Annotated in this window: 18 protein-coding genes and 2 pseudogenes; 17 read left to right on the plus strand and 3 right to left on the minus strand. The window is 45.6% G+C overall.

From position 1 onward, the window contains the following. Window positions 1–10: 10 nt before the first annotated feature. The 3 genes from V7R39_RS09430 to V7R39_RS09440 all read left to right on the plus strand — a co-directional run bounded on the left by V7R39_RS09430 (window position 11) and on the right by V7R39_RS09440 (window position 2,994). Entirely contained in the window at window positions 11–652 is a 642-nt protein-coding gene (locus V7R39_RS09430) for a DUF1826 domain-containing protein (RefSeq protein WP_334030284.1), read from the plus strand. A 249-nt stretch (window positions 653–901) separates the two neighbouring features. Beyond that, window positions 902–2,143: a hypothetical protein gene (locus tag V7R39_RS09435; RefSeq protein ID WP_334030285.1), complete on the plus strand. Its 1,242-nt coding sequence runs from the start codon at window positions 902–904 to the stop codon at window positions 2,141–2,143. Further along, the gene (locus V7R39_RS09440) at window positions 2,143–2,994 is read left to right on the plus strand and encodes a sulfite exporter TauE/SafE family protein (RefSeq protein ID WP_334030286.1); all 852 of its coding nucleotides are present in this window, start codon (window positions 2,143–2,145) and stop codon (window positions 2,992–2,994) included. Before V7R39_RS09435 ends, V7R39_RS09440 begins: the two co-directional genes overlap by 1 nt. A gap of 42 nt (window positions 2,995–3,036) precedes the next feature. Here V7R39_RS09440 and V7R39_RS09445 read toward each other — a convergent pair whose 3' ends face one another. Then, window positions 3,037–4,335 carry a nitrate- and nitrite sensing domain-containing protein gene (locus V7R39_RS09445; protein ID WP_334030288.1) on the minus strand — a complete coding sequence of 433 codons (1,299 nt, stop codon included), beginning with the start codon at window positions 4,333–4,335 and terminating at the stop codon, window positions 3,037–3,039. Between the two features lie 483 nt (window positions 4,336–4,818). On the opposite strand from V7R39_RS09445, the gene V7R39_RS09450 reads away from it, so the two are divergent. From V7R39_RS09450 to mobA, 13 genes and pseudogenes are all read left to right on the plus strand, one after another. Further along, entirely contained in the window at window positions 4,819–5,682 is an 864-nt protein-coding gene (locus tag V7R39_RS09450; RefSeq protein WP_100970827.1) for a formate/nitrite transporter family protein, read from the plus strand. A gap of 3 nt (window positions 5,683–5,685) precedes the next feature. Next, window positions 5,686–7,395 carry a bifunctional protein-serine/threonine kinase/phosphatase gene (locus V7R39_RS09455; protein ID WP_334030290.1) on the plus strand — a complete coding sequence of 570 codons (1,710 nt, stop codon included), beginning with the start codon at window positions 5,686–5,688 and terminating at the stop codon, window positions 7,393–7,395. 307 nt (window positions 7,396–7,702) lie between these two features. Then, the gene (gene nirB / locus V7R39_RS09460) at window positions 7,703–10,252 is read left to right on the plus strand and encodes a nitrite reductase large subunit NirB (RefSeq protein WP_334030292.1); all 2,550 of its coding nucleotides are present in this window, start codon (window positions 7,703–7,705) and stop codon (window positions 10,250–10,252) included. Between the two features lie 9 nt (window positions 10,253–10,261). Further along, the gene (gene nirD, locus V7R39_RS09465; RefSeq protein ID WP_334030293.1) at window positions 10,262–10,618 is read left to right on the plus strand and encodes a nitrite reductase small subunit NirD; all 357 of its coding nucleotides are present in this window, start codon (window positions 10,262–10,264) and stop codon (window positions 10,616–10,618) included. 23 nt (window positions 10,619–10,641) lie between these two features. Continuing rightward, window positions 10,642–12,123 (plus strand): annotated as a pseudogene (locus V7R39_RS17835) (molybdopterin-dependent oxidoreductase); the annotation flags it as partial. A gap of 327 nt (window positions 12,124–12,450) precedes the next feature. Then, a pseudogene (locus V7R39_RS17840) lies at window positions 12,451–12,765 on the plus strand (molybdopterin dinucleotide binding domain-containing protein); the annotation flags it as partial. A gap of 411 nt (window positions 12,766–13,176) precedes the next feature. Then, on the plus strand, window positions 13,177–13,422 hold the full coding sequence (locus V7R39_RS17845; protein ID WP_438823535.1) for a (2Fe-2S)-binding protein: 246 nt from the start codon (window positions 13,177–13,179) through the stop codon (window positions 13,420–13,422). Then, window positions 13,419–14,315: a uroporphyrinogen-III C-methyltransferase gene (gene cobA, locus V7R39_RS09475; RefSeq protein WP_334030297.1), complete on the plus strand. Its 897-nt coding sequence runs from the start codon at window positions 13,419–13,421 to the stop codon at window positions 14,313–14,315. Before V7R39_RS17845 ends, cobA begins: the two co-directional genes overlap by 4 nt. Before the next feature lie 396 nt (window positions 14,316–14,711). Further along, window positions 14,712–16,115: a CmpA/NrtA family ABC transporter substrate-binding protein gene (locus V7R39_RS09480; protein WP_334030298.1), complete on the plus strand. Its 1,404-nt coding sequence runs from the start codon at window positions 14,712–14,714 to the stop codon at window positions 16,113–16,115. A gap of 107 nt (window positions 16,116–16,222) precedes the next feature. Next, the gene (locus V7R39_RS09485) at window positions 16,223–17,140 is read left to right on the plus strand and encodes an ABC transporter permease (protein ID WP_334030603.1); all 918 of its coding nucleotides are present in this window, start codon (window positions 16,223–16,225) and stop codon (window positions 17,138–17,140) included. Window positions 17,141–17,169: 29 nt separating this feature from the next. After that, window positions 17,170–18,018 carry an ABC transporter ATP-binding protein gene (locus V7R39_RS09490; protein ID WP_334030300.1) on the plus strand — a complete coding sequence of 283 codons (849 nt, stop codon included), beginning with the start codon at window positions 17,170–17,172 and terminating at the stop codon, window positions 18,016–18,018. 91 nt (window positions 18,019–18,109) lie between these two features. Further along, window positions 18,110–19,321, plus strand: coding sequence for an alginate export family protein (locus V7R39_RS09495; protein WP_334030302.1), 1,212 nt, complete (start codon window positions 18,110–18,112; stop codon window positions 19,319–19,321). Between the two features lie 33 nt (window positions 19,322–19,354). Next, window positions 19,355–19,993 (plus strand): molybdenum cofactor guanylyltransferase, encoded by a 639-nt coding sequence (gene mobA, locus V7R39_RS09500; RefSeq protein ID WP_334030303.1) that lies wholly within the window; start codon window positions 19,355–19,357, stop codon window positions 19,991–19,993. Here mobA and V7R39_RS09505 read toward each other — a convergent pair. Both V7R39_RS09505 and V7R39_RS09510 read right to left on the minus strand, forming a co-directional pair. Further along, on the minus strand, window positions 19,976–20,227 hold the full coding sequence (locus tag V7R39_RS09505) for a hypothetical protein (RefSeq protein ID WP_334030305.1): 252 nt from the start codon (window positions 20,225–20,227) through the stop codon (window positions 19,976–19,978). The two genes, mobA and V7R39_RS09505, sit on opposite strands and share 18 nt — an antisense overlap. Window positions 20,228–20,296: 69 nt before the next feature. Next, window positions 20,297–20,566: a ZrgA family zinc uptake protein gene (locus V7R39_RS09510; protein ID WP_334030306.1), complete on the minus strand. Its 270-nt coding sequence runs from the start codon at window positions 20,564–20,566 to the stop codon at window positions 20,297–20,299. 114 nt (window positions 20,567–20,680) lie between these two features. Here V7R39_RS09510 and V7R39_RS09515 point away from each other — a divergent pair, with 114 nt between their 5' ends. After that, the gene (locus V7R39_RS09515) at window positions 20,681–23,227 is read left to right on the plus strand and encodes a TonB-dependent receptor (RefSeq protein WP_334030307.1); all 2,547 of its coding nucleotides are present in this window, start codon (window positions 20,681–20,683) and stop codon (window positions 23,225–23,227) included. Window positions 23,228–23,247 lie beyond the last annotated feature (20 nt).

The following is a 23,247-nucleotide window of genomic DNA, read 5'->3' on the forward strand; positions in this document are numbered from 1 at the left end:
GGGCACTACCATGCTTGCATTGAAAGAAAATAATACATGCTCTTGGAGCAGTGGACAGTCACCTATCGTACTTGGCGATATTATCTGCGATACAAAAAGCGTCACCATTTGGGAACGAGAGAAAAATGATGCTATCGTTCGCTACTTTGAAGAGGTTTTTACATCGTTAGGGTTAGGTATAAAAGGTGTTTTTGAGGTTAATACGCTTAAGCAGCTGCTAGATAATATGCTGCCTAAGCACGATGGCAAAGCTGACGTTATCGATGATGTTTATTTACTGACCGACATGCTCACATGTTTGTTCGATTGCAAAGAAGTGGGCCTTCGGTTAGTACCGCTTACCTCAGCAATGTGCCCTAGCTTTCATAAAGATAATATACCCGTACGCCTTGTAAACACGTACCTTGGAGCTGGAACTCAGTGGCTTCCGCTTGAACAACTGTGCTCAACGCCTTTTACTGAAAGTATGCAGCCCTTTTCTCAAACGAATTTTGGTATGTACTACAAAGACAACGACATTCAAACAATGAATGCGTTCGAGGTTGGTATGCTGAAGGGCGAAGCTTGGCATGAGTCGTTAGGGGCCGTGCATCGTTCATGTCCTGTTGCGAAAGGTGAAAAAAGAGTGTTGCTCACGTTAGATCCAATGTGAGCGTTTTATTAACACCAAAATCAGCACCAAAACCGCCTTTTGTTGGGAATATCGGCATGTTGTCTTCGTATCATTCCTACATAGTCGATGGGCCCTGAAAAATGAGCGCCCGCAACGAACTATTCCCATTTTCACTAAAATAACGCAGAAGTGATGAGATTCATCGTTAATCCTGTGCGAAGCGGTAAGTTTAGCCATAGGATATTGTCTGTCCAAATCCCTTGCCCTTAACACTATGGAGGTGATGTTGTGCATCATACTTTATCAACGCTTATTGTCTTCAGCTTACTGAGTACCCCTTTATTTGCTGCAATGAAAGAAGACGGTAATTCACCTTCAGTAGCTCCTGCTAAAGAAAAAAGCCCTCTTGAAGCAATAGTGCCCATTGAAACTTATCCCAATGGAAGCACACCAATGCCTCGCTTTTCTGTGGATGCTAACTGGCCTTCGCTGCCAGACACATGGTTGCTCGGGCAGGTAAGTGGATTATCCATTGATAAATACGACCACGTATGGATTTTGCAGCGTCCTAACTCCCTCGGTAAATTCGATACAGGCTTAGCTGCAACGCCAAAAACGGCGTTGTGCTGCGAGCCTGCACCTCACGTTATTCGTTTTACGCCACACGGTGAGGTAGCCACCGCATGGGGAGGTGCGTCGCATGCGCCCACAGTGGATGGCGTTAATCAATGGCCGGTAAATGTGCATGGTTTATATGTCGACCCTAACGATTCAGTCTGGATTGCCGGAAACGGTGAAGGCGATCACGTGGTGGCTAACTTCAATTTCGATGGCGAATTCATCCAGCAGCTTGGTGAGCGAGGAAAGACAGCCGGTAACGCCGATGATGTAACGCTAGGCAATCCGTCTGATGTTTTTTATGACCCCAATGCCGATGAGGTGGTTATTTCTGACGGCTATATTAATGCCCGCATGGTGGCTTTTGATACTAAAGACAAAAAAGCGGCACATATCTGGGGAGCTTACGGCAATAAGCCAACTGGCCCAACCCGTGAAGGCGCGTTTGATCAGTCTCAAGCAGCGCAGCCGCAGGCCCAGGGCGTCGATGTTGAAAACCCTCTGTTTGGCAACATTGTGCACTGCGTTAACCAGTCATCAGACGGCTTAATTTATGTCTGCGACAGACGCAACAATCGCGTTCAAATCTTTAAACGAGAGAAAAGTGGTGATATTTCGTTTGAACACAACCTCGTGGTAGCTGCACCTACTGGCGGCGTGGGTTCGGCAACCGACGTGGCATTTTCGCCTGATGAAACTTACCTCTACGTTGCCGACATGATGAATGGTCGCATATGGATTTATGAGCGCGAGTCGCTCACGCTTCTAGGTTCAATAGGTAGAAACGGTCGCTATCCAGGGCAATTCACATGGCTTCACAGTATTGATACCGATAGCGATGGTAACTTGTACACCACAGAAGTTAACACTGGCCGCCGAGTGCAAAAGTTGATTTTTGAGGGCGTAAAATAATGACGCTATTGTCAGCTGAAACGCTATGGCTGCTTATCGCCATGTTGTCAGCTGGCGCCTGTGCAGGCTTTACTGCCGGTCTTTTTGGTATTGGCGGAGGCTTTGTTGTTGTACCTGTTTTACTTGTCATTTTTAACAAGATGGGCGTGGCGGATAATGTTGCCGTGCACTTAGCCATTGGTACTTCGCTAGCTACCATTATCACTACCAGCCTGCGAGCCGCTCGTTCTCATTCAAAGCGCAACGCAGTAGATTTTACTGTAGTAAAAAGCTGGGCACCTTGGATTATATTGGGCGTAGTTGTGGGCTTAGTGATTGCCTCAGACGCCGACGCGTCGCTGTTAGTGGGTGTATTTGGTGCAGGTGTATTGCTGCTATCGGTACACTTTTTATTTCCCAATTGGCTGGCCCACAAGCGACTAAATAAAACCATGCCAGAGGGGCGTGCTAAAGCAACGCTTGCCACGTTTTTAGGTGGTATATCAGCACTGCTTGGCATTGGTGGCGGCACTATCACCGTGTTAACCATGACCTTATCTAACCGGCCTATCCATCAGGCCATAGGAACAGCCTCTGCTTTCGGCGCGCTAATAGCGATACCTGGCACACTGGGGTTTATTATTATCGGTTGGGGCAAAACGGGCTTACCGCTGGGTTCCTTGGGCTACGTGAATGCCATAGGTTGGGTTGCTATAAGCGCTATTTCCTTGCTTACCGCTCCGTTTGGTGCAAAGGTTGCGCACAACCTCAACCCCAATATGCTAAAACGCGCATTCGGCATATATCTCGTGATCACAGGCACTTTCATGCTGCAAAAGAGCGTGACATCCGTTTTTGTCAACTCAGTATGAAAAGAGGATTATTGTGTCTCAGCGAACAGCGGCAAATGCTAATTAACTTAGGCTTTCGAGCATGCGCTGTGCTAGCTCAGCTATACGTATATTTTGCTCCATTGCCGCAGATTGCAACTTTTTGTAAGCCTGGCTCTCGCTTAGTTTTCCCTGCTGCATCAATAGCAACTTTACTCTATCAATCGCTTTTTGCTCGTTAAGGGCTTGTTTGGCCCCATTTAGCTCGTTAGCAATATCCTGAATATGTTGCGCTTGTTGACGAATTAAGTCGTAAAACGACTTATGTGCAGAAAGTGATGTAGAGGTAATCCCCATCTCATTATGAGTGCCTTCCATTGAAAGTCCTTTAACGGTTTTATCGTAAATCATCGAAATAGGTGTATCGCCAGTTGGAGGGCTACTAATTGGAGGGCTATTATTTAAAGAAGCAATCAGAAGTTCGTTGTCACGCAACTCCTCCTGGGCTTGAGCAATTCTAAGTGTTGCTTTTTCTATCAGCCTATCGGTAATGTGTTCCTCTATGTCTTGCATCGCGTCAATTCGCAACGTGGCTATGTCATACCAAATTTCGCTGAGCTCAGCGGTGCAAGTGTCTGTATCGCCAAGCTCGCAAATCATTTTACGTAGTCGGCTCAGGTGTTGGGCATGGTCACTTTCTAGTTGTTGCTGCCACATAGAAAGTTCTGTGTCATCGGCAAATTTACTAAACGTCTCAAACGAGTGATTTTGTGAGTCTGTCAGTGCTGTAATTCGATCGCACAAAGATTGCTGGAAGTGGCTCGAAGAGAACCCAATTGCGCCACAAGCGCGCTCTTGTCCCGCATACTCTTTACCTTGAATAAAATTAAATAGCGCTACTAAAAGTCGAGTGATAGCAGGATCGTTTGCAACATCGGCGGCTTCAAAAATCACATCAATCAACGCGGCAATTAGGCGGCAAAATGCATTGGTCGATTCGGTTGGTGTGAGTTGCTGCAGCGCCACTTTGCTGCGTAAATCCTTAAGGTTATCAATACCTTGTAACGCAAATGTAATGGTAGTAACCAATCGCATGGTAAGTCCATTATCAGAATTAGATAGGTATAAAGCGTTAAGCAAGCTGCGAAGTGTTTTCTCACTCATCTCACTTGCGGTTTCTTGTTGTGCCCTTTGAGTGGCAAAACGTTCGCCTCGTGAACATAGAAATACATTGCTCATACCGCGCTCGCGCTGCAGTTGATGAATCATCTCCGTTACCGCTTTCACTATTTTGCAATTTGATGATAAGTGTCGCAGTGCCTGTATTTCTTGATGCTTGGCCAGCAAAAAGAATCGTTTTGTGATATCGCTGTGATTGCTCATCGTGAAGTATCCAGAAAAGAGATACATAGGATAAGCAAATGTTGTTCCCTTCAATCAAACTGCAAGGGATTCACATCGATATAATCTAATGTAAGTAGTTGGACGCTACTATTTGCTATCTTGCTCAAAAATAATGGACTGGTCACATAAGCAAGCAAAGGGATTGCACTACATCATGCTCCAAATTAGTGCGTTCTTTCTCGAGACAGGTGCAAACGATGAGGGGGATATCGAAGACGTTTATTCTTACCGTTGAGTAATTGTCTGTTATAGAAAGGAATTTCATTTAAAGATTTGTGCCTCAATATTGGCATCAATATTGTTTTACTTTTTATGAACAATGCAGATTGTTTAAGAACAATATTCGGATAAAGGCGTCCGCAACTTATTTTCTAGGAAATAAGAGCGGGCGCTTTTTTGTGCCTGACATTTAGGTAAAGAATGTTTCTAAGGAATTAATATCAATAGAAAAGGTGATCAAGCATGGCGTATTTACTTCCTTCTGAATTTGCAACCAAGATGGTTGATGCTGGCGAATCCAAAATATATATGTCTACCCGCGACACATTAATTCGCGCTTTTATGGCGGGGGCCATTTTGGCGTTAGCCGCGGTTTTTGCAATAACCATTGCGGTTCAAACAGGGGTGTTTTTAATTGGTGCAATACTCTTCCCTGTTGGTTTTTGTATGCTGTACCTCATGGGGTTTGACCTACTTACCGGTGTTTTTGTGCTTACTCCATTAGCCTGGTTGGCAAAACGACCTGGCGTGACATGGCCGCAGATTTTACGTAACTGGGGGTTGGTGTTTTTAGGTAATTTTGCAGGTGCGCTGAGCGTGGCATTTATGATGTCGTTTGTATTTACCATGGGCTACAACATTGATGGTGGTGCTATAGCGGCTAAGGTGGCAGGTATCGGTGAAGCGAGAACGTTAGGGTATGCAGAGCACGGCGTTGCAGGCTGGTTTTCTATTTTTATTCGCGGCATGTTGTGTAACTGGATGGTATCGCTTGGTGTTGTTGGTGCAATGATATCTACTCACGTAAGCGGTAAAGTGTTGGCGATGTGGATGCCTATCATGCTGTTCTTCTTCATGGGATTTGAGCATTCGGTGGTTAACATGTTTTTGTTTCCGTTCGGCTTAATTATGGGTGGCGAGTTCTCTGTGATGGATTACTTTATTTGGAATGAAATTCCTACCGCACTGGGTAATTTAGTGGGAGGCTTAGCGTTTACTGGTTTGACTATTTATTCTACGCATGTGCGCACTGCCCCTAAACGCGTTATCGCTACAGGTGCTAGCAATAAAACGGTACTTGCAGCAAAAGTGAATGACAAAGTATAAGCCGTGTTCACCCTTCGCCATGGTGCCTTTTCGAACAAGGGCACAAAACCGATTAATCAGGATCACCATTGTGTGGTGGTGCCTGATTTTTCGCCATCGGCAAATTTCGATGCTATCGCTGTTGTGTCTGATGGAATAAGTAGTAGTCAGGTTAGTCAGTATGCAAGCAACTTCGCCGTTGAAACGTTCGTTCGTGAATTCTCTCGAACAAGCAATGTGTGGTCTTTGTCGAGGGCGGCACAACACGTACTGCGTACCATAAACACCGAGCTTTACATAAAAAACCAACAAAGCCCTTATTTTGAAAACCTTGATAAAGGCTATGTCTGTACCTTTAGTGCAGTCATTTTGAAAGGACAGTCTGCGGTGTTACTGCATTGTGGTGATAGCAGCATCTATCACGTACACCGCGGTGAAGTAACGCCTTGCACCTGTCAACATCGAGAAGCCGGGGAGGGTAAACATACTTATTTAAGTAATGCCCTCGGTATTCGGCCTAACTTAAGCATTGATATGGCGATCCGAACGCTTGCGCCTAGCGATATATTTGTATTGATGACAGATGGCATAGCGGATACCTTGTCGCCAAAAACATGGTACGCAATTCATCAGCATAATACGCCTAGTATCGACTTGAGCGCACAGCATATAGCGCAAGCAGCACTGAATGCAGATTGTGACGATAACGTCACTGTAGTGCTGCTTGAGGTAATATCCATTGCTAATGAAGAGAAAGTACATTATGCCTCAAATGGCTTCCTTCCTTTTTTAGATACGCCCAAATCAAACGATGTCATAGACGATTGGACAATACAGCGGCAGTTATATACCAGTGAACGCAGTCTGGTTTTTCTTGCTAAGCATAACCTCCACAATCATCAGGCAGTGTTAAAAATTCCTGCAAAGTCAATGCATGAAAACGAAAGCTTTTTAGATGAAATGGTGAAAGAAGAGTGGGTTGGTGCGCGGGTCCAACATGATAATGTCCTTAAAAATTATACGTCCCCTTTTTTACGACATTACTTTTATATTGCCATGGCGTACACACCTGGAACAAGTTTACGCCAATATCGAGACGACGTTGGTAGTGTCTCTCTTTCAGAGGTTCGAGACTGGAGTGCGCAAATCGTTAGCGCCCTAACGGCACTGCATCGGCAAGAGGTGCTTCATCAAGATATTAAACCGGATAACATCATGGTTGATGAAAACGGTAAAATTACACTGGTAGACTTTGGTGCAGCGAGCATAGCGGGTTATCATGTTTCGCAAAGTGATGTGCAGCTTGGCATTCCTGGCGATCTATTGTTCACCGCTCCGGAATACTTTGTAGGGCTGTGGCCCGATGAAAGCGCTGATCAATTTTCTTTAGCAGTGGTCTTATATTTTTTATTAAGTGGTGAGTACCCCTTTAACAGTAACGTTGCCAAGAAGAGCAACTACTCAGGGCTACTTAAATTGCGCTATATCAGTCTGCTACAACGAAATGTTGCTGTCCCTATGTGGGTTGACGAAGCGCTGAAACGGGCTTGTCATCCTAAAGCGTCGAAACGCTATCCGAGCTTGTCTGAATTTCTATACGACTTAAATCACCCTAATCCGTCTTACCGTAAAAGCTTGCCCCTGATGGAGCAACATCCAGTGCGGGCATGGCAAACCGTGTCTGGCGTATTGCTGGTATTGCTCATTGTTATGTTTGTTGTTCATTATACTTAGCGAGCGGCTCCAGCTACGTACAGGCAGTGAGTTATTCAGTACTACGCTAATGCACCATAAATTATCTTTTTTGCTTTCTAATGGTGCGATATCGCTGGGTCTACGCCAAAGCTATATGGCTAAGTCTTTGTAATATAGTGATGAAAAGCATTGGCACTATACTTGTATTATTAATTTTCATAGTCTCGACTAGGTACCTACGTATCATCGAGTAACAACACAATTAATACTGTACTTAATCAGGCAATGAAGCCCGCAGCCAGAAATGGTTGCGGGCTTTTTTTTGCTTTAAATAAAGGTGAACGAGATGACGCTTTCCTCACAGCAACAACAACGCATAGTGATAATTGGCAACGGTATGGTTGGCCATCACTTTGTTGAGCAACTTATTAACAGCAAAGCTGACTATCATATTACCGTGTTAAGTGGAGAGGGCCGTTTAGCTTACGACCGCGTTTATCTATCGTCGTACTTTACGGGTAAAACCGCAGCCGATTTAGCGCTTACCGACGAAAAAACGTATCAGCAGTGGGGTGTAAACGCAGTTACCGGTGCGTGGGTCACTAATATTGATCGTATCCATCAAGTCGTGACAACGAAAGACGGTACTTCATACCCCTACGATAAACTCGTGCTGGCGACAGGCTCTTACCCTTTTGTGCCTCCTATTCCTGGCAACGAGCAAGAACATTGTTTGGTATATCGCACCATTGAAGATCTTGAATCTATCAGTGCCTCTGCAGCACAAAGTAAAATAGGCGTTGTCGTGGGAGGTGGTTTACTTGGGCTTGAAGCAGCAAACGCGCTTAAATCAGCAGGTCTAGAAACACATGTGGTTGAATTTGCACCACAGTTAATGGCGGTGCAGCTTGATGCAATGGGAGGGGCGCTGCTTAAAGATAAAATTGAAGCGCTCGGCGTACAAGTACATACACAAAAAGCCACGGAAGTTATCGAGGCCGGCGAGCAGTGCCGCTACCGAATGAAATTTTCTGATGGTTCACACCTTGAAACCGATATGGTGTTATTTTCTGCCGGTATACGACCTAGTGATCAGCTAGCCCGCGAATTTGATTTAGTAGTAGGTGAACGCGGCGGTATCGTTATCGATAATCAATGTATAACCTCCGATCCTAACGTGTACGCGATTGGTGAATGCGCATTGTGGGAAAATCGTATTTACGGCTTAGTCGCGCCAGGGTACGCCATGGCTCGCGCCGCCGCTGCAAGTCTTACCAACAGTGAGGGCGAATTTGCAGGTGCGGATATGAGCACCAAGCTCAAGCTAATGGGTGTTGAAGTGGGGTCTATTGGCGATGCTCACGGTAAAACCACAGGGGCGTTGGTATACACCTACCACGACCAACCTGCAGGCGTGTACAAAAAGCTTATTGTAGATGAAACCAAAACCCACGTAATAGGTGCGGTGCTTATCGGCGATACCAGCGATTACGATACCTTGTTGCAATATGCCCTAAACAACATTGCGCTGCCCGACGCGCCAGAGGCACTGATATTGCCTTCCTCAGGGGAAAAGCCCTTGTTAGGGGCCGATGCCCTTGGCGATAGCGCCACTATTTGTTCATGTCACAACGTATCTAAAGGCGATATTGTCGAGGCTATCGAAAGCGGCAGTTGCTCTTTAGGCGATATAAAGTCGTGCACAAAAGCGAGTACGGGCTGTGGAGGATGTTCGGCATTACTGAAAAACGTTGTCGATGCCGAACTAGAGAAACGTGGTGTAGAAGTATCTAAAGCCATTTGCGAACATTTCAATCACACTCGCCAAGAGCTCTATCACCTTATTCAAGTAGAAAATATTGAGACGTTTGACGAGCTGCTTGATAAGCATGGTAAAGGGTTGGGCTGCGAAATTTGTAAACCAGCCGCAGCATCGATATTTGCGTCGGTATGGAACGATTATATTCTTCGTCAGGCGCACCAGCCGCTTCAAGACACTAACGATACGTATTTGGGCAACATGCAAAAAGACGGCACTTACTCTGTTGTGCCGCGGGTAGCGGGTGGTGAAATTACCCCAGATAAGCTCATTTTATTGGGCGAAGTTGCAAAAGAATACAACCTTTACACCAAAATTACGGGCGGTCAGCGCGTTGACTTATTTGGCGCACGCGTAGAGCAACTCCCTGCAATTTGGCAAAAGTTAGTGGCCGGTGGTTTTGAGACCGGACATGCCTATGCGAAGTCGTTACGTACAGTCAAATCTTGTGTGGGCAGCACGTGGTGTAGGTTTGGTGTGCAAGACTCAGTTGGCCAAGCTATCGATTTAGAAAACCGCTATAAGGGGCTGCGTGCACCGCATAAAATTAAATTTGGAGTATCGGGATGTACACGGGAATGCGCTGAGGCTCAAGGGAAAGACATTGGCATTATTGCAACGGAAAACGGTTGGAACCTTTACGTTTGTGGTAATGGTGGCATGAAGCCGCGCCATGCCGACCTATTCGCCACCGATTTAGATGACGCAACACTGGTGAAATACATCGACCGCGTGCTGATGTTTTACACAAAAACTGCCGATCGGCTTCAGCGTACCTCGGTGTGGATGGAGAACCTTGAAGGTGGGTTGGACTACCTCAAGTCGGTGGTTATCGACGATTCGCTTGGTATTTGTGACGACCTTGAGGCTCAAATGCAACATATTACCGACAGCTATCAGTGCGAATGGAAAACCACCATTGAATCGCCTGAGGCGCTTAAACGGTTCCGCCAGTTTGTAAACAGCGACGAAACCGACTCAAACATTCAGTTTGTTACCGAAAGAGATCAAATTCGTCCTGCCACCAGCGCCGAAAAATACGCAGGTCAACAGGCCATTCCAGTAGATATCATTTAGGAGAAGTTTATGCAGGCTCAGGCTGAGGTGTTAACAACGTGGAACGATGTGTGTCATACCGACGACCTTGTCACAAATAGTGGGGTGTGTGTGCTGCTTGAGGGCACGCAAATCGCTCTTTTTAAAATTCAGGTAGACGGGAATACTCAGTATTTTGGTGTTAGCAATTGGGATCCGGTTGGGCAAGCTAATGTCTTGTACCGCGGTATTGTGGGCACTTTACAAGGCAATATTGTAGTGGCATCACCGCTTTACAAAGAGCATTACGTGCTTGCCACGGGACGATGCCTAGAACGGGAAGAAGTCAGCATACAACCATATGAAATACGGGTAGATCAAAACCGTGTTTTAGTCGCATCGTTATAGCACATTAGCCAATCAGATTGATTATGACTACAACACCTACACCAACGCCACCCAACCACACTTGTCAAGACGATAGGTTGCTGCAAACTACGTGTCCGTACTGTGGCGTTGGTTGTGGCGTCGATGTTATTCAGCGTGGTGGCATGCAAGGGCAGTTAAGCCAACTTACGGGAAGTCCTGAACACCCTGCAAATTACGGTCGACTGTGTATTAAAGGCACCCACTTATTAGAAACCCTTGATAAGCATAAGCGCTTAACTCAACCTCTTGTTTTTGGTCAAGTAGCGACTTGGGACACGGCAACCAAGGAGATTGCTGGGCGTTTAACACAAATTATTGAGCAGCATGGGCCTGATGCTATTGGATTGTATGGCTCGGGTCAGTTACTGACAGAAGATTACTACGTGGCCAATAAGTTGATGAAAGGCTTTATTGGCACGGCTAATATCGATACGAATTCGAGATTGTGTATGTCATCGGCGGTAGTGGCCTATAAGCGCGCCTTTGGCGAAGATATTGTGCCCTGTAACTACGACGATTTAGAGCACACTGACTTACTGATTTTAATAGGCAGTAATGCGGCGTGGACTCACCCCGTGCTTTATCAGCGTATTGAGCGCGCTAAACTGAGAAACCCTGCAATGAAGGTAGTAATTATCGACCCTCGTCGCACCGACAGCAACACGCTAGCAGACTTACATATAGCCCTTCGGCCAGGCTCAGACAGTGCCTTATTTTGCGGTTTACTACATTACTTAGCAGACAATAACGCCTTAGATAACCCATTTATTGAGGCATCTACAAATGGGTTTGATGATGCACTAAAAGCAGCGTCATCTTGGTCTCTGGAAGCCGTATCTGAAGCTTGCGATGTGCCACAAGAGTATTTAAATACTCTCTACAATTGGTTTGTTGAACTACCGCGCGTCATCAGCTTCTTTTCGATGGGTATTAATCAATCTACCACTGGTGTTGATAAAGGAAACGCTATTATAAACTGCCACTTAGCCAGCGGAAAAATAGGCCGAGAGGGGTGTGGTCCGTTTTCAATCACCGGCCAACCCAACGCAATGGGCGGGCGAGAAGTAGGTGGTTTATCGACTATGCTAGCGGCGCATATGGATATTGAAGACCCTGAGCATCACCAAACAGTAAGTACATTTTGGCAGGCGCCAAATTTAATTACCAAACCGGGTTTAAAAGCCGTCGATATGTTTCAGGCCGCTGCCGATGGCAAGCTTAAATGCTTATGGATAATGGCAACTAACCCCGTTGCAAGCATGCCAAACAGAGCTTTAGTTGAAAAGGCGCTGGCCAATTGCGAATTAGTGATTGTGTCTGAGACTGCGGCTAAAAATGATACGCTGCGCTTTGCTGATATTGTATTGCCCGCTACGGGATGGTCTGAAAAAAACGGCACCGTAACTAATTCTGAGCGGCGCATCTCCAGGCAGCGCGGTTTGCTAGCCCCTGTTGGCGAGGCAAAACACGACTGGCAAATTATCAGCATGGTGGCGCGCGCTATGGGGTTTGAAGATGCCTTTAATTATCATCATCCACAGCAAATTTTTAACGAGCACTGCACGCTAACCTCTGCAAATAACAATGGCGCTCGTGCGCTTGATTTAGGTCCACTAGCTACGCTAACGGTAGCTGAGTATGACGCATTGCGGCCCCAACAATGGCCTCTTGAATCTGCACATCGCATAGGCCGTGAACGATTATTTTCAAATGGTGAGTATTACACCAAAGACGGTAAAGCCCGTTTTATAGCAATAACGCCCCAAAAGCCTGAACAACAAACCTGCACGCAATACCCTTATATACTTAATACAGGGCGGATACGCGACCAGTGGCATACCATGACACGCACTGGCAACGCGTCGCGTTTGCTTAAGCATATCGATCGACCCTGGCTAAGTATTCATCCAGATGACGCAAAACGAAAAGGTATTAGCGAAGGGGCGCTCGTTGAACTTCACGCGGCTTGCAGTGGCGATATCAAGGTTATATTGCCTGCTAAACTTGACGATAGGCAGCGAACTGGCGAGCTGTTCGCCCCTTTTCATTGGTCGGCTACATGGGGATCGCATTGCAAAGTGGGTGCGCTTCTTAACGGGGCAAACGATGTGTTATCGGGCCAGCCTGAGTTGAAACACGGCGCGGTCAGCGCTACCCCTTTTCATCCCGCTACATTGGGAGTTTTGTTTGGCGAAAGCGCTTTGGTTGATGCTATAAAAACGTCATGCTATTACTGGCTTGATACTACCTCGGGCAGTATATCGTGCACCCAAATCGCCGACATAGTTCCCCCGATGCAGCTGTTAAATAATGTTGTACCGCTGTTACCACACAATACCCAGTGGTATACCTTTCAATGTGCAAATCAATGCTCGTTAGTCGCCACACACAAAGGAAAAGTGGTGTTGAGTATCATGCTCAATACATCTTCACTGTCTATACCTACCGATTGGCTAGAAAGTATGTTCAATAGTGACGATGCGCTAACGCAGGCACAAATAAACAGTCTATTGCATCAGCAACCCGACGAAGCTTTTATGCTAGGTAAGATTGTGTGCAGTTGCTTCAGCGTGCGCGAAAAAACCATTACTACAGCGATTGAACAGGGCACTAACAGTGTAAGCGGGTTAGGTACTGCACTTAAATGTGGAACTAACTGTGGTTCATGTAAAACGGAGTTGGCTTCATTACTTTCTGCTAATCACAAAGCCAGTACATTACCTAAACCGAACCATGATGATACATCGGCGAATACGCCGATGACAGAGGAAACCCTTTTATGAACGCACGATTACATGCCTTCTCAGGTGCTTTGCACAGTGCCTTATTTCGTATTCAAAGCGCATTTATCAATCGCGATACGGGCATTGATACTTCTACGCCTTCTGCTACACAAAGCAATAGAAAACACAGGGGCGAGGTATTTATCGTTGGTGCCGGCCCCGGTGACGCCGAGCTTTTAACCCTTAAAGCGCACCGCCTTTTACAAACTGCTGATGTGGTACTGTTTGATTGGTTGGTTAGCCAGTCAGTATTAGACTGTATACCACGGCATATAAGTAAAGAGTTTGTGGGTAAGCGGTGCGGTAAACACAGCATGCCACAAACTATGATTTGTCAGCGCTTGGTTGAACTAGGCCTTGAAGGCAAGCGAGTGGTAAGACTAAAAGGGGGCGACCCTGCTATTTTTGCGCGTACCAGTGAAGAAACAATGGCGCTTCACAATGCAGGCATAAAGTTTGCCATTGTGCCTGGGATCACGGCCGCCTCGGGCGCTTCTGCCTATACGGGTATTCCCCTTACCGATAGACGGTTTGCCCAGTCGGTAAAATTTATGACTGCGCAATTTCAAAACCCAGAAACGCAGGCCGATTGGACCGCTATTGCTAACAGTGCAAAACATGAAACAACCGTTATTTACATGGGGCTTAAACGGTTGCAGCAACTTTCTGAAAAGCTTATTGACGAAGGTATTGATAGTGGGTTACCTGTTGCGGTAATAGAAAATGCATGTTGCCCTGAGCAGCAGGTGGTAACGGGGACAATAACAACTATTTATCAACGGGTTCTTGATGCGGTAGTAGCCGGTCCTGCACTGGTGATTATTGGTGAGGTGGTAACAGCGCGACAACCGGTGTCGGCAGAACTAATGAACAAGAGCACAATAAGTCAGTAGAGACATCTTTAGCTGAAAGTTGAATGAACTGACTTAAAGAAAAGAAAAGAAAAGCAACGGATGATTATTGTGCAGCAAATGCACTAAATTCAGTCAAACCAATGAGTGTAAAAAGAGGTGCACAATCTAAGGCTTTGAAAAATATGGCTTTATACTTTTGGCACTAAACGTGAATAGTATAAAGTAGGTGGTGTTATTAAAAGTGTTTAATTCACTTTTGGCACACACAGAAAGCTCCGCCATAATGCTTGTTTTTTATTAGGGCGAGGTTTTAAACAAAATTTAGTGTTTTGTTACTTCATATTAGTAACGAAACATTCGGCAACGAAGCCTACCCGCGATTGATAACACGGTTATCCATAGCGGGTGGGTTTTTTTTTGGCTAAAGGAAAGTAAATGTTATCAATTATTGTAAATAGAAAACGCAGAAAACCAGCCGGTGCACTCTCTTTAGTAGCTGCATTATTTTCAGTATCGCTGTTGGCATCGGTTACTACTGTGAACGCGCAAGAACTTGGATGGCCAGAAAAAGAAGAGCTTAAATTCGGATTTATTAAGCTGACTGATATGGCACCACTGGCAGTAGCTTACGAGAAAGGATACTTCGAAGATGAAGGGCTGTATGTCACGTTGGAAGCGCAAGCAAACTGGAAGGTCCTGTTAGACAGAGTGATAGATGGTCAGCTTGATGGTGCGCATATGTTAGCCGGGCAACCACTAGGCGCCACTATTGGTTATGGTACGCAGTCTCATATTGTTACTGCTTTTAGCATGGACTTAAACGGCAACGGCATTACCGTGTCGAACGATGTGTGGGCTGATATGAAAAAGGCGATTCCTCATGAAGATGGAAAGCCAGTTCACCCTATTAAAGCTGATTACCTAAAACCCGTTGTAGACAGTTATAAAGAAGCGGGCAAACCTTTTAAAATGGGTATGGTGTTTCCGGTTTCTACGCATAATTACGAACTTCGTTATTGGCTAGCGGCAGGAGGAATTCATCCCGGCTATTACGCACCGCATAAAGGGGATACCTCAGGTCAAATCGATGCCCAAGCACTTCTATCTGTAACACCACCACCTCAGATGCCTGCCACAATGGAGGCAGGCACTATTAATGGGTACTGCGTGGGCGAACCATGGAATCAGCAGGCGGTATTTAAAGACATCGGTGTGCCGGTGATCACCGACTATGAAATCTGGAAAAACAACCCAGAAAAAGTATTCGGTGTAAGCAGTTCATGGGCAGAAGAAAACCCAAACACTCACATTCGCGTGGTAAAGGCGATGATCCGTGCTGCTATGTGGCTTGATGCCAATAACAACGCCAACAGGCCGGAAGCAGTAAAAATGCTTGCGAAAAGCAGCTATGTAGGTGCCGATGAAGAAGTTATCGCCAACAGTATGACCGGCACTTTCGAATATGAAAAAGGCGATAAGCGAGACATACCCGACTTCAACGTATTTTTCCGTCATAACGCTACTTACCCCTATTACAGTGATGCTATCTGGTATCTCACACAAATGCGTCGCTGGGGCCAAATTTCTGAGCCTAAATCTGATGACTGGTATCTAGAGACGGCCAAAAATGTCTACCGACCTGATATCTACACTAGGGCTGCAAAAGCGCTTATCAAGGATGGCTTAGCAAAAGCGTCAGACTTTCCCGACTTCGCCTCTGAGACTGGTTTTAAACCGCCGCAAACTGAATTTATCGATAATGTGACGTTTGATGGAACGAAGCCAAATGGTTATCTCAAGCAATTTTCAATTGGACTTAAAGACGACACGGTACTTTAACCGTGTTGACCTAAACACAAAGAGGCATAACCATGAGTAAATCGGTACAGGCAATAAGCCAAATTGGCCAGCTAGACGGCAAAAGCAAGATAACTCAACTTGTTTCAATGCTACCTAAATTGCTCATGCCATTGGTCGGTATACTATTATTTTTAGCCGTTTGGAATGGCATTTCAAAATCTATTGATACGTCGTTAGGGCAATTTCCAGGGCCTGCACAGGTATGGGAACAGAGTATTGTGCTTGTTAGCGAGCACAACACGCAGCGAGAGAAAGCAGACGCCTTCTATGAACGCCAAGAGGTACGAAATGCCAAGCGTTTGGCGCAGGACGAAAGCTACGTGCCTAAAATTCGCGAGTTTACCGGTGCTCCAACCTTTTTTGACCAAATTTGGACTAGCTTGTACACGGTCATGGTGGGCTTTTTTATTGCTAGCGTAATAGCAGTGCCGGCAGGTATTTTGTGCGGACTCAGTAAGTCTGCTTATGCTGCGATGAATCCGCTCATTCAAATATTCAAACCTGTTTCTCCCTTGGCCTGGCTGCCGTTGGTAACGATGGTAGTTAGTGCCCTTTATGTCAGCAACGACCCCATGTTTTCAAAATCGTTTATCACCTCGGCAGTCACTGTGTCTTTGTGCTGCTTATGGCCAACGTTGGTCAATACGGCGGTAGGTGTATCCAATATCGATTCAGACCTAGTTAACGTGAGTAAAGTATTGCGATTAACACCTTTAAAGCATGTACAAAAAATTGTGTTGCCGGCTTCTATTCCCATGATATTCACAGGTCTGCGTTTGTCCTTAGGCATCGGCTGGATGGTGCTTATCGCTGCTGAAATGCTGGCTCAAAACCCGGGGTTAGGTAAGTTTGTGTGGGATGAATTTCAAAATGGTAGCTCTGAGTCGTTAGCCAGAATTATGGTGGCAGTTATTACCATCGGTATTATTGGCTTCATGCTCGATCGTTTGATGTTAGTCGTTCAGCGCTTCGCAAGCTGGGATAAAAACTCGGTGTTGCGATAATTAAGCAACGATTATAAGAGGAATAAATTATGCAAAACAGACATTTAGAGCTATCACAAGTAGGTATTGATTTTCCCACGCCTAAAGGGCCTTTTACCGCCCTTACCGACGTAAATCTGAAAATAAAGAAGGGCGAATTTATCTCGCTAATTGGTCATTCAGGCTGCGGTAAGTCGACAGTATTAAACATTGTTGCAGGCCTGCATCAGGCTACAAATGGTGGTGTTATTTTAGATGGTTGCGAGGTAAAAGAGCCCGGTCCAGAACGTGCTGTTGTGTTTCAAAATCATTCGTTGCTGCCGTGGCTATCTGTGTACAAAAACGTGGAGCTTGCGGTTAAACAAACGCAGAAGGATAAATCGAAAAAGGATATTCGCGATTGGATTTTGCATAACCTTGAACTCGTTCATATGACCCATGCACTTGATAAGCTGCCGTCAGAGATTTCGGGCGGTATGAAGCAACGGGTAGGTATTGCCAGAGCGTTAGCCATGGAGCCAAAAGTATTGCTGATGGATGAGCCCTTTGGGGCGTTAGATGCTCTTACCCGCGCGCACTTACAAGACTCATTAATGGATATCCATGCCGAACTTGGTAACACCGTCATCATGATCACCCATGATGTGGATGAAGCTGTGTTGCTTTCCGACCGCATTGTAATGATGACAAATGGACCTTCGGCCACTATTGGCGAAATTCTAGAGGTAAATCTACCTCGCCCTCGAGACCGCTTAATATTAGCAGATAACCCAGAATACAATCGTTACCGGCATGAGGTGCTCACCTTCTTGTACGAAAAGCAAAAAAAAGTAGAGCCGGTTTCACACTATAAAAAAGCGAAACAGCAGAAGGCGTCAAACAATAGCGACGCTGCATAGCACTTAAAAGCAACAAATAATAAAAACAAAAGGTTAACTCGACTCTCTGAGACCGGGTCAGGTTTTCTCACACAAAATTTAGGAACTCACTATGAAAACTACAGCAAAAATGATCAATAAGACAATAATCGCATTCAGTTTAACAGCGGCACTAACCCCCATTGCTCACGCAGCAGAATGGTACGACGCGCTATCAGACATTAAAGCAAGCGCAGACCTATATTTACGATACGAAGGTGCCTCTCAAGACAACGCCTTGCGTGATGCCAATGCATTAACATTACGTACATTTGCCGGTATTGAATCGGGCGAGTACAAGGGTTTTTCATTTAAAATTGAAATGGAGGACAGCCGAATAGTGATGGGTCAAGGCGACTATACTGTTGGTCCTACGGGATACAATGTAGGTGAGTTCTCAGTTATACCCGACCCTGAAACCACCGAGCTTGACCAAGCTTACATCCAATACAAAAGTGACAACATAAAAGTAAAAGCGGGGCGGCAAGTTATCGCACTAGACACTCACCGCTTTATTGGTAGCGTTGCATGGCGTCAAGACCGTCAAACCTTTGATGGGATATCTGTAAATTATAAAGTGAGCGATAACATCAACGCCTTTTATGCTTATGTTAATCAGCGCAATCGTATTTTTGCAGAAGCCGCAGATTTTGATTCAAAGGATCATTTTCTAAATGTAAGTTATAGCAACAATATAGGTAAGTTAACGGCCTATGCGTATTTACTCGAAATAGATAACGATGTTGAGAACGCCCTTGATACTTACGGCCTGCGTTTTGCGGGTGCTTATAAAACAGATACTATTAAATGGCTTTATACCGCAGAGGTGGCAACGCAAAGCGCGCAAACCGACACTACAGATTTCGATGCTACGTACACGTTGCTTGAGGGCGGTGCTGTTGTATCTGGCATTACGGCGAAATTAGGGTACGAGGTACTTGGCTCTGACGACGGCAACTACGGTTTTGCTACTCCCTTATCCACATTGCATAAATTCAATGGTTGGTCTGATCAATTTTTGAATACGCCAACTCAGGGTCTGAAAGATTTTTCTGCCACAATTTCAACGAGGTTTGCAGGAGGTAAATGGACTGCGATTTACCATCAATTCGACGCCGATGAGGCAGCCATTGCCATTGATGATTTTGGTAATGAAATAAACTTTTTGTACACAACTAAAGTGGCTGAAAAGTTCAATTTAGGTGTCAAATATGCAAATTATTCAGCGCAAGATTTCAGTGTTGATACCGAGCGAGTATGGGTGTGGGTTTCAACGAAGTTTTAATCGCCAAAATCTAAGTCTACTAGGGTAACGCCCATGCTAGATGATTTAAGTATTCAACCTTATACAAAAACGCCGTTGCAACGTTGCCTTGGCTTTATTCTGGCTGGCGGACGTTCCTCGCGAATGGGCCAAGACAAGGCAACGGTCACCGTTGCGGGGCGCAGTATGCTGCAAACCGCACGCGACGTGATGAACCACACGCAGGTACACCGCCATATTGTAGTGGGTGGTCGCTTTGCTGATGTTCATGAAAATACAAAAGGTTTAGGGCCTGGTCGGGCTATTTGTGAGTTAGTAACGCACTCATATTCGCATTGCCTTGAAAGCGAGGACTGTTTGGCGCAAACCCAAGCTATAAAGGGGTATGCTTTATTCATTCCCGTCGATATGCCTTTTTTACAGCCCAAAAATCTGACTACGCTCATCCAACTATCACAACAACATCAATGCGCTTATTATTATGAGCAATATTACTTACCTTTAGTGATACCAATATCGGCTAGCAACTCAAATACACTGAGTGAACTAGTCATGCAAACGCCTTCACCGTCGGTACGCAATGTTATCAATGCTGTTGGTGCTAGCGCCGCAAAATACAGAGGCGATGAAAAAGAATTTGCCAATATAAATAGTCCAGCGGAATTAGCTGAACTGCTAACCGCGATAAGTTAAAATGCAAAGCCACCAATCAATATTGCCCATCAGTTGCCACAGCTGAGTCATTGCTACCTCAAGTAGGACCGCTATCAAACGGTCGTCCTTAAAGTTATTGAGTTGCCGCTGCAATGTAAAAGCAGCAAATCGATTTTCTAGCCCAACTAAAACCGTGGGTTTATTTGCGCTACTTTCAATCAAACTTCTAGCTTTCGCCACATACTTTGGCGTGCGGTTGGCTACTGTCATCATATCCTCACTGTCGCCGTTTGTATGGTCGCAGTTTGACAGCCTTGCCCTGCATTAGTAGCCCAGACAACGTTAAATACTGCAACCGGCTGGCACTTGCATTAAGTGCTTTGCATTGTTAAGCAAGTGCTTACGAGATAGGACGATGTCGCGCTGCTTATCGTTTTCAGGTTGATGCTCGAACCCGAAAACATCCGCTGAGGGAAGCTCGTAGTGAAAAAGCCAAATATTGTTATCTTGAGCGATAAACAGCGAACCTGCTCCGTGAACATGGACATTTGCTAAAGATTGTCCCGAAGCACAGATGAACAATAGTAAATAAAAGCGCTTAAAGGTCATCATTACCTCGCAAGGTGGTTTTTGTGAATAAGGCGTTGCCGATGCAATTGATATAATATAACATTACCTAAAATTAACAAGTGTTATAGTATAACATATTAAAAGGTGAGGGAGTGGATGAGAAAGTTATCCAAGGTTGCTTTGATAGTCTGTTCAAGTCTGTGCGCGACAGCTACTGCTCAAACTATTCAAGGTCAAGTGACAAACAAAAAGGGTTTGCCTGTAGCGGGAGCGCTTGTTGAACTAGAGGGCTCTGGTTTAGAAGTGACCACCGATGAAAATGGCAAATTCGTCATTGAAGATGCAAGCAAAGGCGTAACAGAATTACATATTCGGGCATCTGATTACGCCCACCTACATAAGGACATAACGATAAGCAGTGATGAAAGCACTGAGGTATCGTTTGTATTAGAACGCAGTCCTATTGAAGTTATCGACGTATATGCATCGCCAATTCATTTGTCTTCTATGGAGTCGGCAATACCGGTAAATGTTCTAGGCGGAGATTCGCTTCGCAGGCAGCAAGCCGCCACTCTAGGTGACACGCTAGAGCAACTACCAGGAGTTCACACCAACTTTCATGCAAAAGTAGCGAGCACGCCGATTATTCGAGGCCTCAGTGGCCCCCGTGTCCTTATAGCGCAAAACGGGTTAGATGTGAGTGATGTCTCACGTGTTGGCCCGGATCACTCTGTCGCTTCAGAGGCATCAACGGCTCAGCAAATTGAGGTGCTACGTGGTCCAGCAACGCTGTTCTATGGAAGTGGTGCCATTGGCGGTGTGGTGAACGTAGTAGATAAACGGGTTCCAACGAGTAAAGACACTCAAGGCGAATGGTTAGTGCAGCATAGCAGCGTTGACGATCAAAACTTGGCCAGTTTCAATGCCACCACAGGCACGGGCAATGTGGCGTTTTATGCTGATGGCTTTTTCAGAGATGCCAATGATTATGAAGTACCCGTTAACCCAGAATTAGAGCACGACGAAGATCATGGCGAAGAACACGACAGCGCGAATACCGTTGCCAACAGTGCTGAAGAGTCTTCAGGCTTCACATTGGGTACAAGTTATTTGTTAGACAACGGATACGTTGGTATATCGGTTGAACAGTTTAATCGTGAATACGGTATTCCCGGTCATAGTCATGGTGAAGAAGGACACGATGATCATGACGACGAGCACGGTGGTGACCACGCTCACGATGACGAGCACGACCATGGCGGCGAGTCTGAGCATGGTGATGTGTTTGCCGATTTAGAACAAACCAAAATTCAATTATTGAGCGAGCTTACGTTTGACGACTCAATCCTCAGTAAGGTGAATATGCGTGCCGGTTATACCGATTATGAACACGCAGAAATTGAAGCAGGCATAGCCGGTACAACGTTTAAAAATGAAACCTACGAACTACGCCTCGACTTATTGCATCAAACTTTTGCAGGTTTCAACGGTGGCCTTAGTATTCATTACAAAGCAAGCGATGTAGAAGCGCAGGGAAGTGAAGCATTTACGCCGCCATCTGAAACAGAAATGCTGGCGCTGTCGCTATTAGAAGAACGTCATTTTGGTGATGTACTGCTGCAATTCGGTGGACGTATTGAACGAGTTACATTAAATGCTGACCAAGTACTACTTCCCACCATTGACGCCCATGGGCACGATGACCATAGCGGTACTGAAGATAGTCACGACCATGATGCTCACGACCATGACCACGAGCATGACCATGGAAATAGCGACGCCGACATAACGCGTGCTTTTTATGCCGATCATGAGTTTACTCCCATGAGCTTGTCAGCCGGAATCGTATGGGACTTTGCGCCTGGTTATAATGTAGGTCTTTCGGTTTCTCGTTCTCAGCGAGCACCTTCTGCATCTGAACTGCTGTCCTTTGGCCCGCATATCGGCACGCGAACGTATGAAGTGGGTGCCCTTTTTGCGCTAGAGCAGCACGACGGCGAGTCGGAGATTACCCTGACCGACGAAGTTATCGATTTGGAAACTGCAAACAATATTGACCTGACATTCAGAAAAACCCAGGGTGATGTCAGCTTTATTGCCAACTTATTCTACAACCAGATTGATAACTATTATTATCAAATCAATACAGGTTTGTTTGCTGACGATGGCCATAACCACGACCATGGAGACGCTCACGAGGGGCACGATCACGCGCAACATGCTTCAGAGTCAGAAGATGATCACTCTGGCGAGTTGCCCGTATTCCTTTTTCAAACTGATGACGTGATCCTGCATGGATTTGAAACGCAAGTAGCCTGGCAGGTCACCGATTCATTTAAAGCATCTGCATTTGGTGATTTTGTGCGAGCTCGCTTGCAAAATGGTGGGGATTTGCCAAGAACGCCACCCCTTCGTTTTGGCACGCAGCTTAGCTATGAAAATGAAGCGCTCAGTGCCCACCTCGAAATTACACGCTTTCAATCTCAAAACCGTATCGCCGATTTCGAGACGGAAACTGACGGCTACACGCTTGTGGATCTGCACGTAACCTACGATTTAGCCATTTTCGATCAAGATACCTCTCTCTTTTTCCGCGGCGAAAACTTAACAGATACAGAAGCGCGTGTTCATACCTCATTTTTAAAAGATATAGCACCCCGTCCAGGTCGAAACTTGACCGTTGGCATACAGGGCTATTTCTAAATTAAAACCATTTTTAAGTA

It is taken from the genome of Alteromonas sp. P256 (genome assembly GCF_036864455.1).
Lineage (GTDB): Bacteria > Pseudomonadota > Gammaproteobacteria > Enterobacterales > Alteromonadaceae > Alteromonas.

What these genes read in the sequence shown, in the direction of transcription:
- V7R39_RS09430 (WP_334030284.1), top strand. Translation starts at nt 11, where the DNA reads ATGCTTGCATTGAAAGAAAATAATACATGCTCTTGGAGCAGTGGACAG.
- V7R39_RS09440 (WP_334030286.1), top strand. Translation starts at nt 2,143, where the DNA reads ATGACGCTATTGTCAGCTGAAACGCTATGGCTGCTTATCGCCATGTTG.
- V7R39_RS09445 (WP_334030288.1), bottom strand. Translation starts at nt 4,335, where the DNA reads ATGAGCAATCACAGCGATATCACAAAACGATTCTTTTTGCTGGCCAAG.
- V7R39_RS09450 (WP_100970827.1), top strand. Translation starts at nt 4,819, where the DNA reads ATGGCGTATTTACTTCCTTCTGAATTTGCAACCAAGATGGTTGATGCT.
- nirB (WP_334030292.1), top strand. Translation starts at nt 7,703, where the DNA reads ATGACGCTTTCCTCACAGCAACAACAACGCATAGTGATAATTGGCAAC.
- nirD (WP_334030293.1), top strand. Translation starts at nt 10,262, where the DNA reads ATGCAGGCTCAGGCTGAGGTGTTAACAACGTGGAACGATGTGTGTCAT.
- V7R39_RS17845 (WP_438823535.1), top strand. Translation starts at nt 13,177, where the DNA reads ATGCTAGGTAAGATTGTGTGCAGTTGCTTCAGCGTGCGCGAAAAAACC.
- cobA (WP_334030297.1), top strand. Translation starts at nt 13,419, where the DNA reads ATGAACGCACGATTACATGCCTTCTCAGGTGCTTTGCACAGTGCCTTA.
- V7R39_RS09480 (WP_334030298.1), top strand. Translation starts at nt 14,712, where the DNA reads ATGTTATCAATTATTGTAAATAGAAAACGCAGAAAACCAGCCGGTGCA.
- V7R39_RS09485 (WP_334030603.1), top strand. Translation starts at nt 16,223, where the DNA reads ATGCTACCTAAATTGCTCATGCCATTGGTCGGTATACTATTATTTTTA.
- V7R39_RS09490 (WP_334030300.1), top strand. Translation starts at nt 17,170, where the DNA reads ATGCAAAACAGACATTTAGAGCTATCACAAGTAGGTATTGATTTTCCC.
- V7R39_RS09495 (WP_334030302.1), top strand. Translation starts at nt 18,110, where the DNA reads ATGAAAACTACAGCAAAAATGATCAATAAGACAATAATCGCATTCAGT.
- mobA (WP_334030303.1), top strand. Translation starts at nt 19,355, where the DNA reads ATGCTAGATGATTTAAGTATTCAACCTTATACAAAAACGCCGTTGCAA.
- V7R39_RS09505 (WP_334030305.1), bottom strand. Translation starts at nt 20,227, where the DNA reads ATGATGACAGTAGCCAACCGCACGCCAAAGTATGTGGCGAAAGCTAGA.
- V7R39_RS09510 (WP_334030306.1), bottom strand. Translation starts at nt 20,566, where the DNA reads ATGATGACCTTTAAGCGCTTTTATTTACTATTGTTCATCTGTGCTTCG.
- V7R39_RS09515 (WP_334030307.1), top strand. Translation starts at nt 20,681, where the DNA reads ATGAGAAAGTTATCCAAGGTTGCTTTGATAGTCTGTTCAAGTCTGTGC.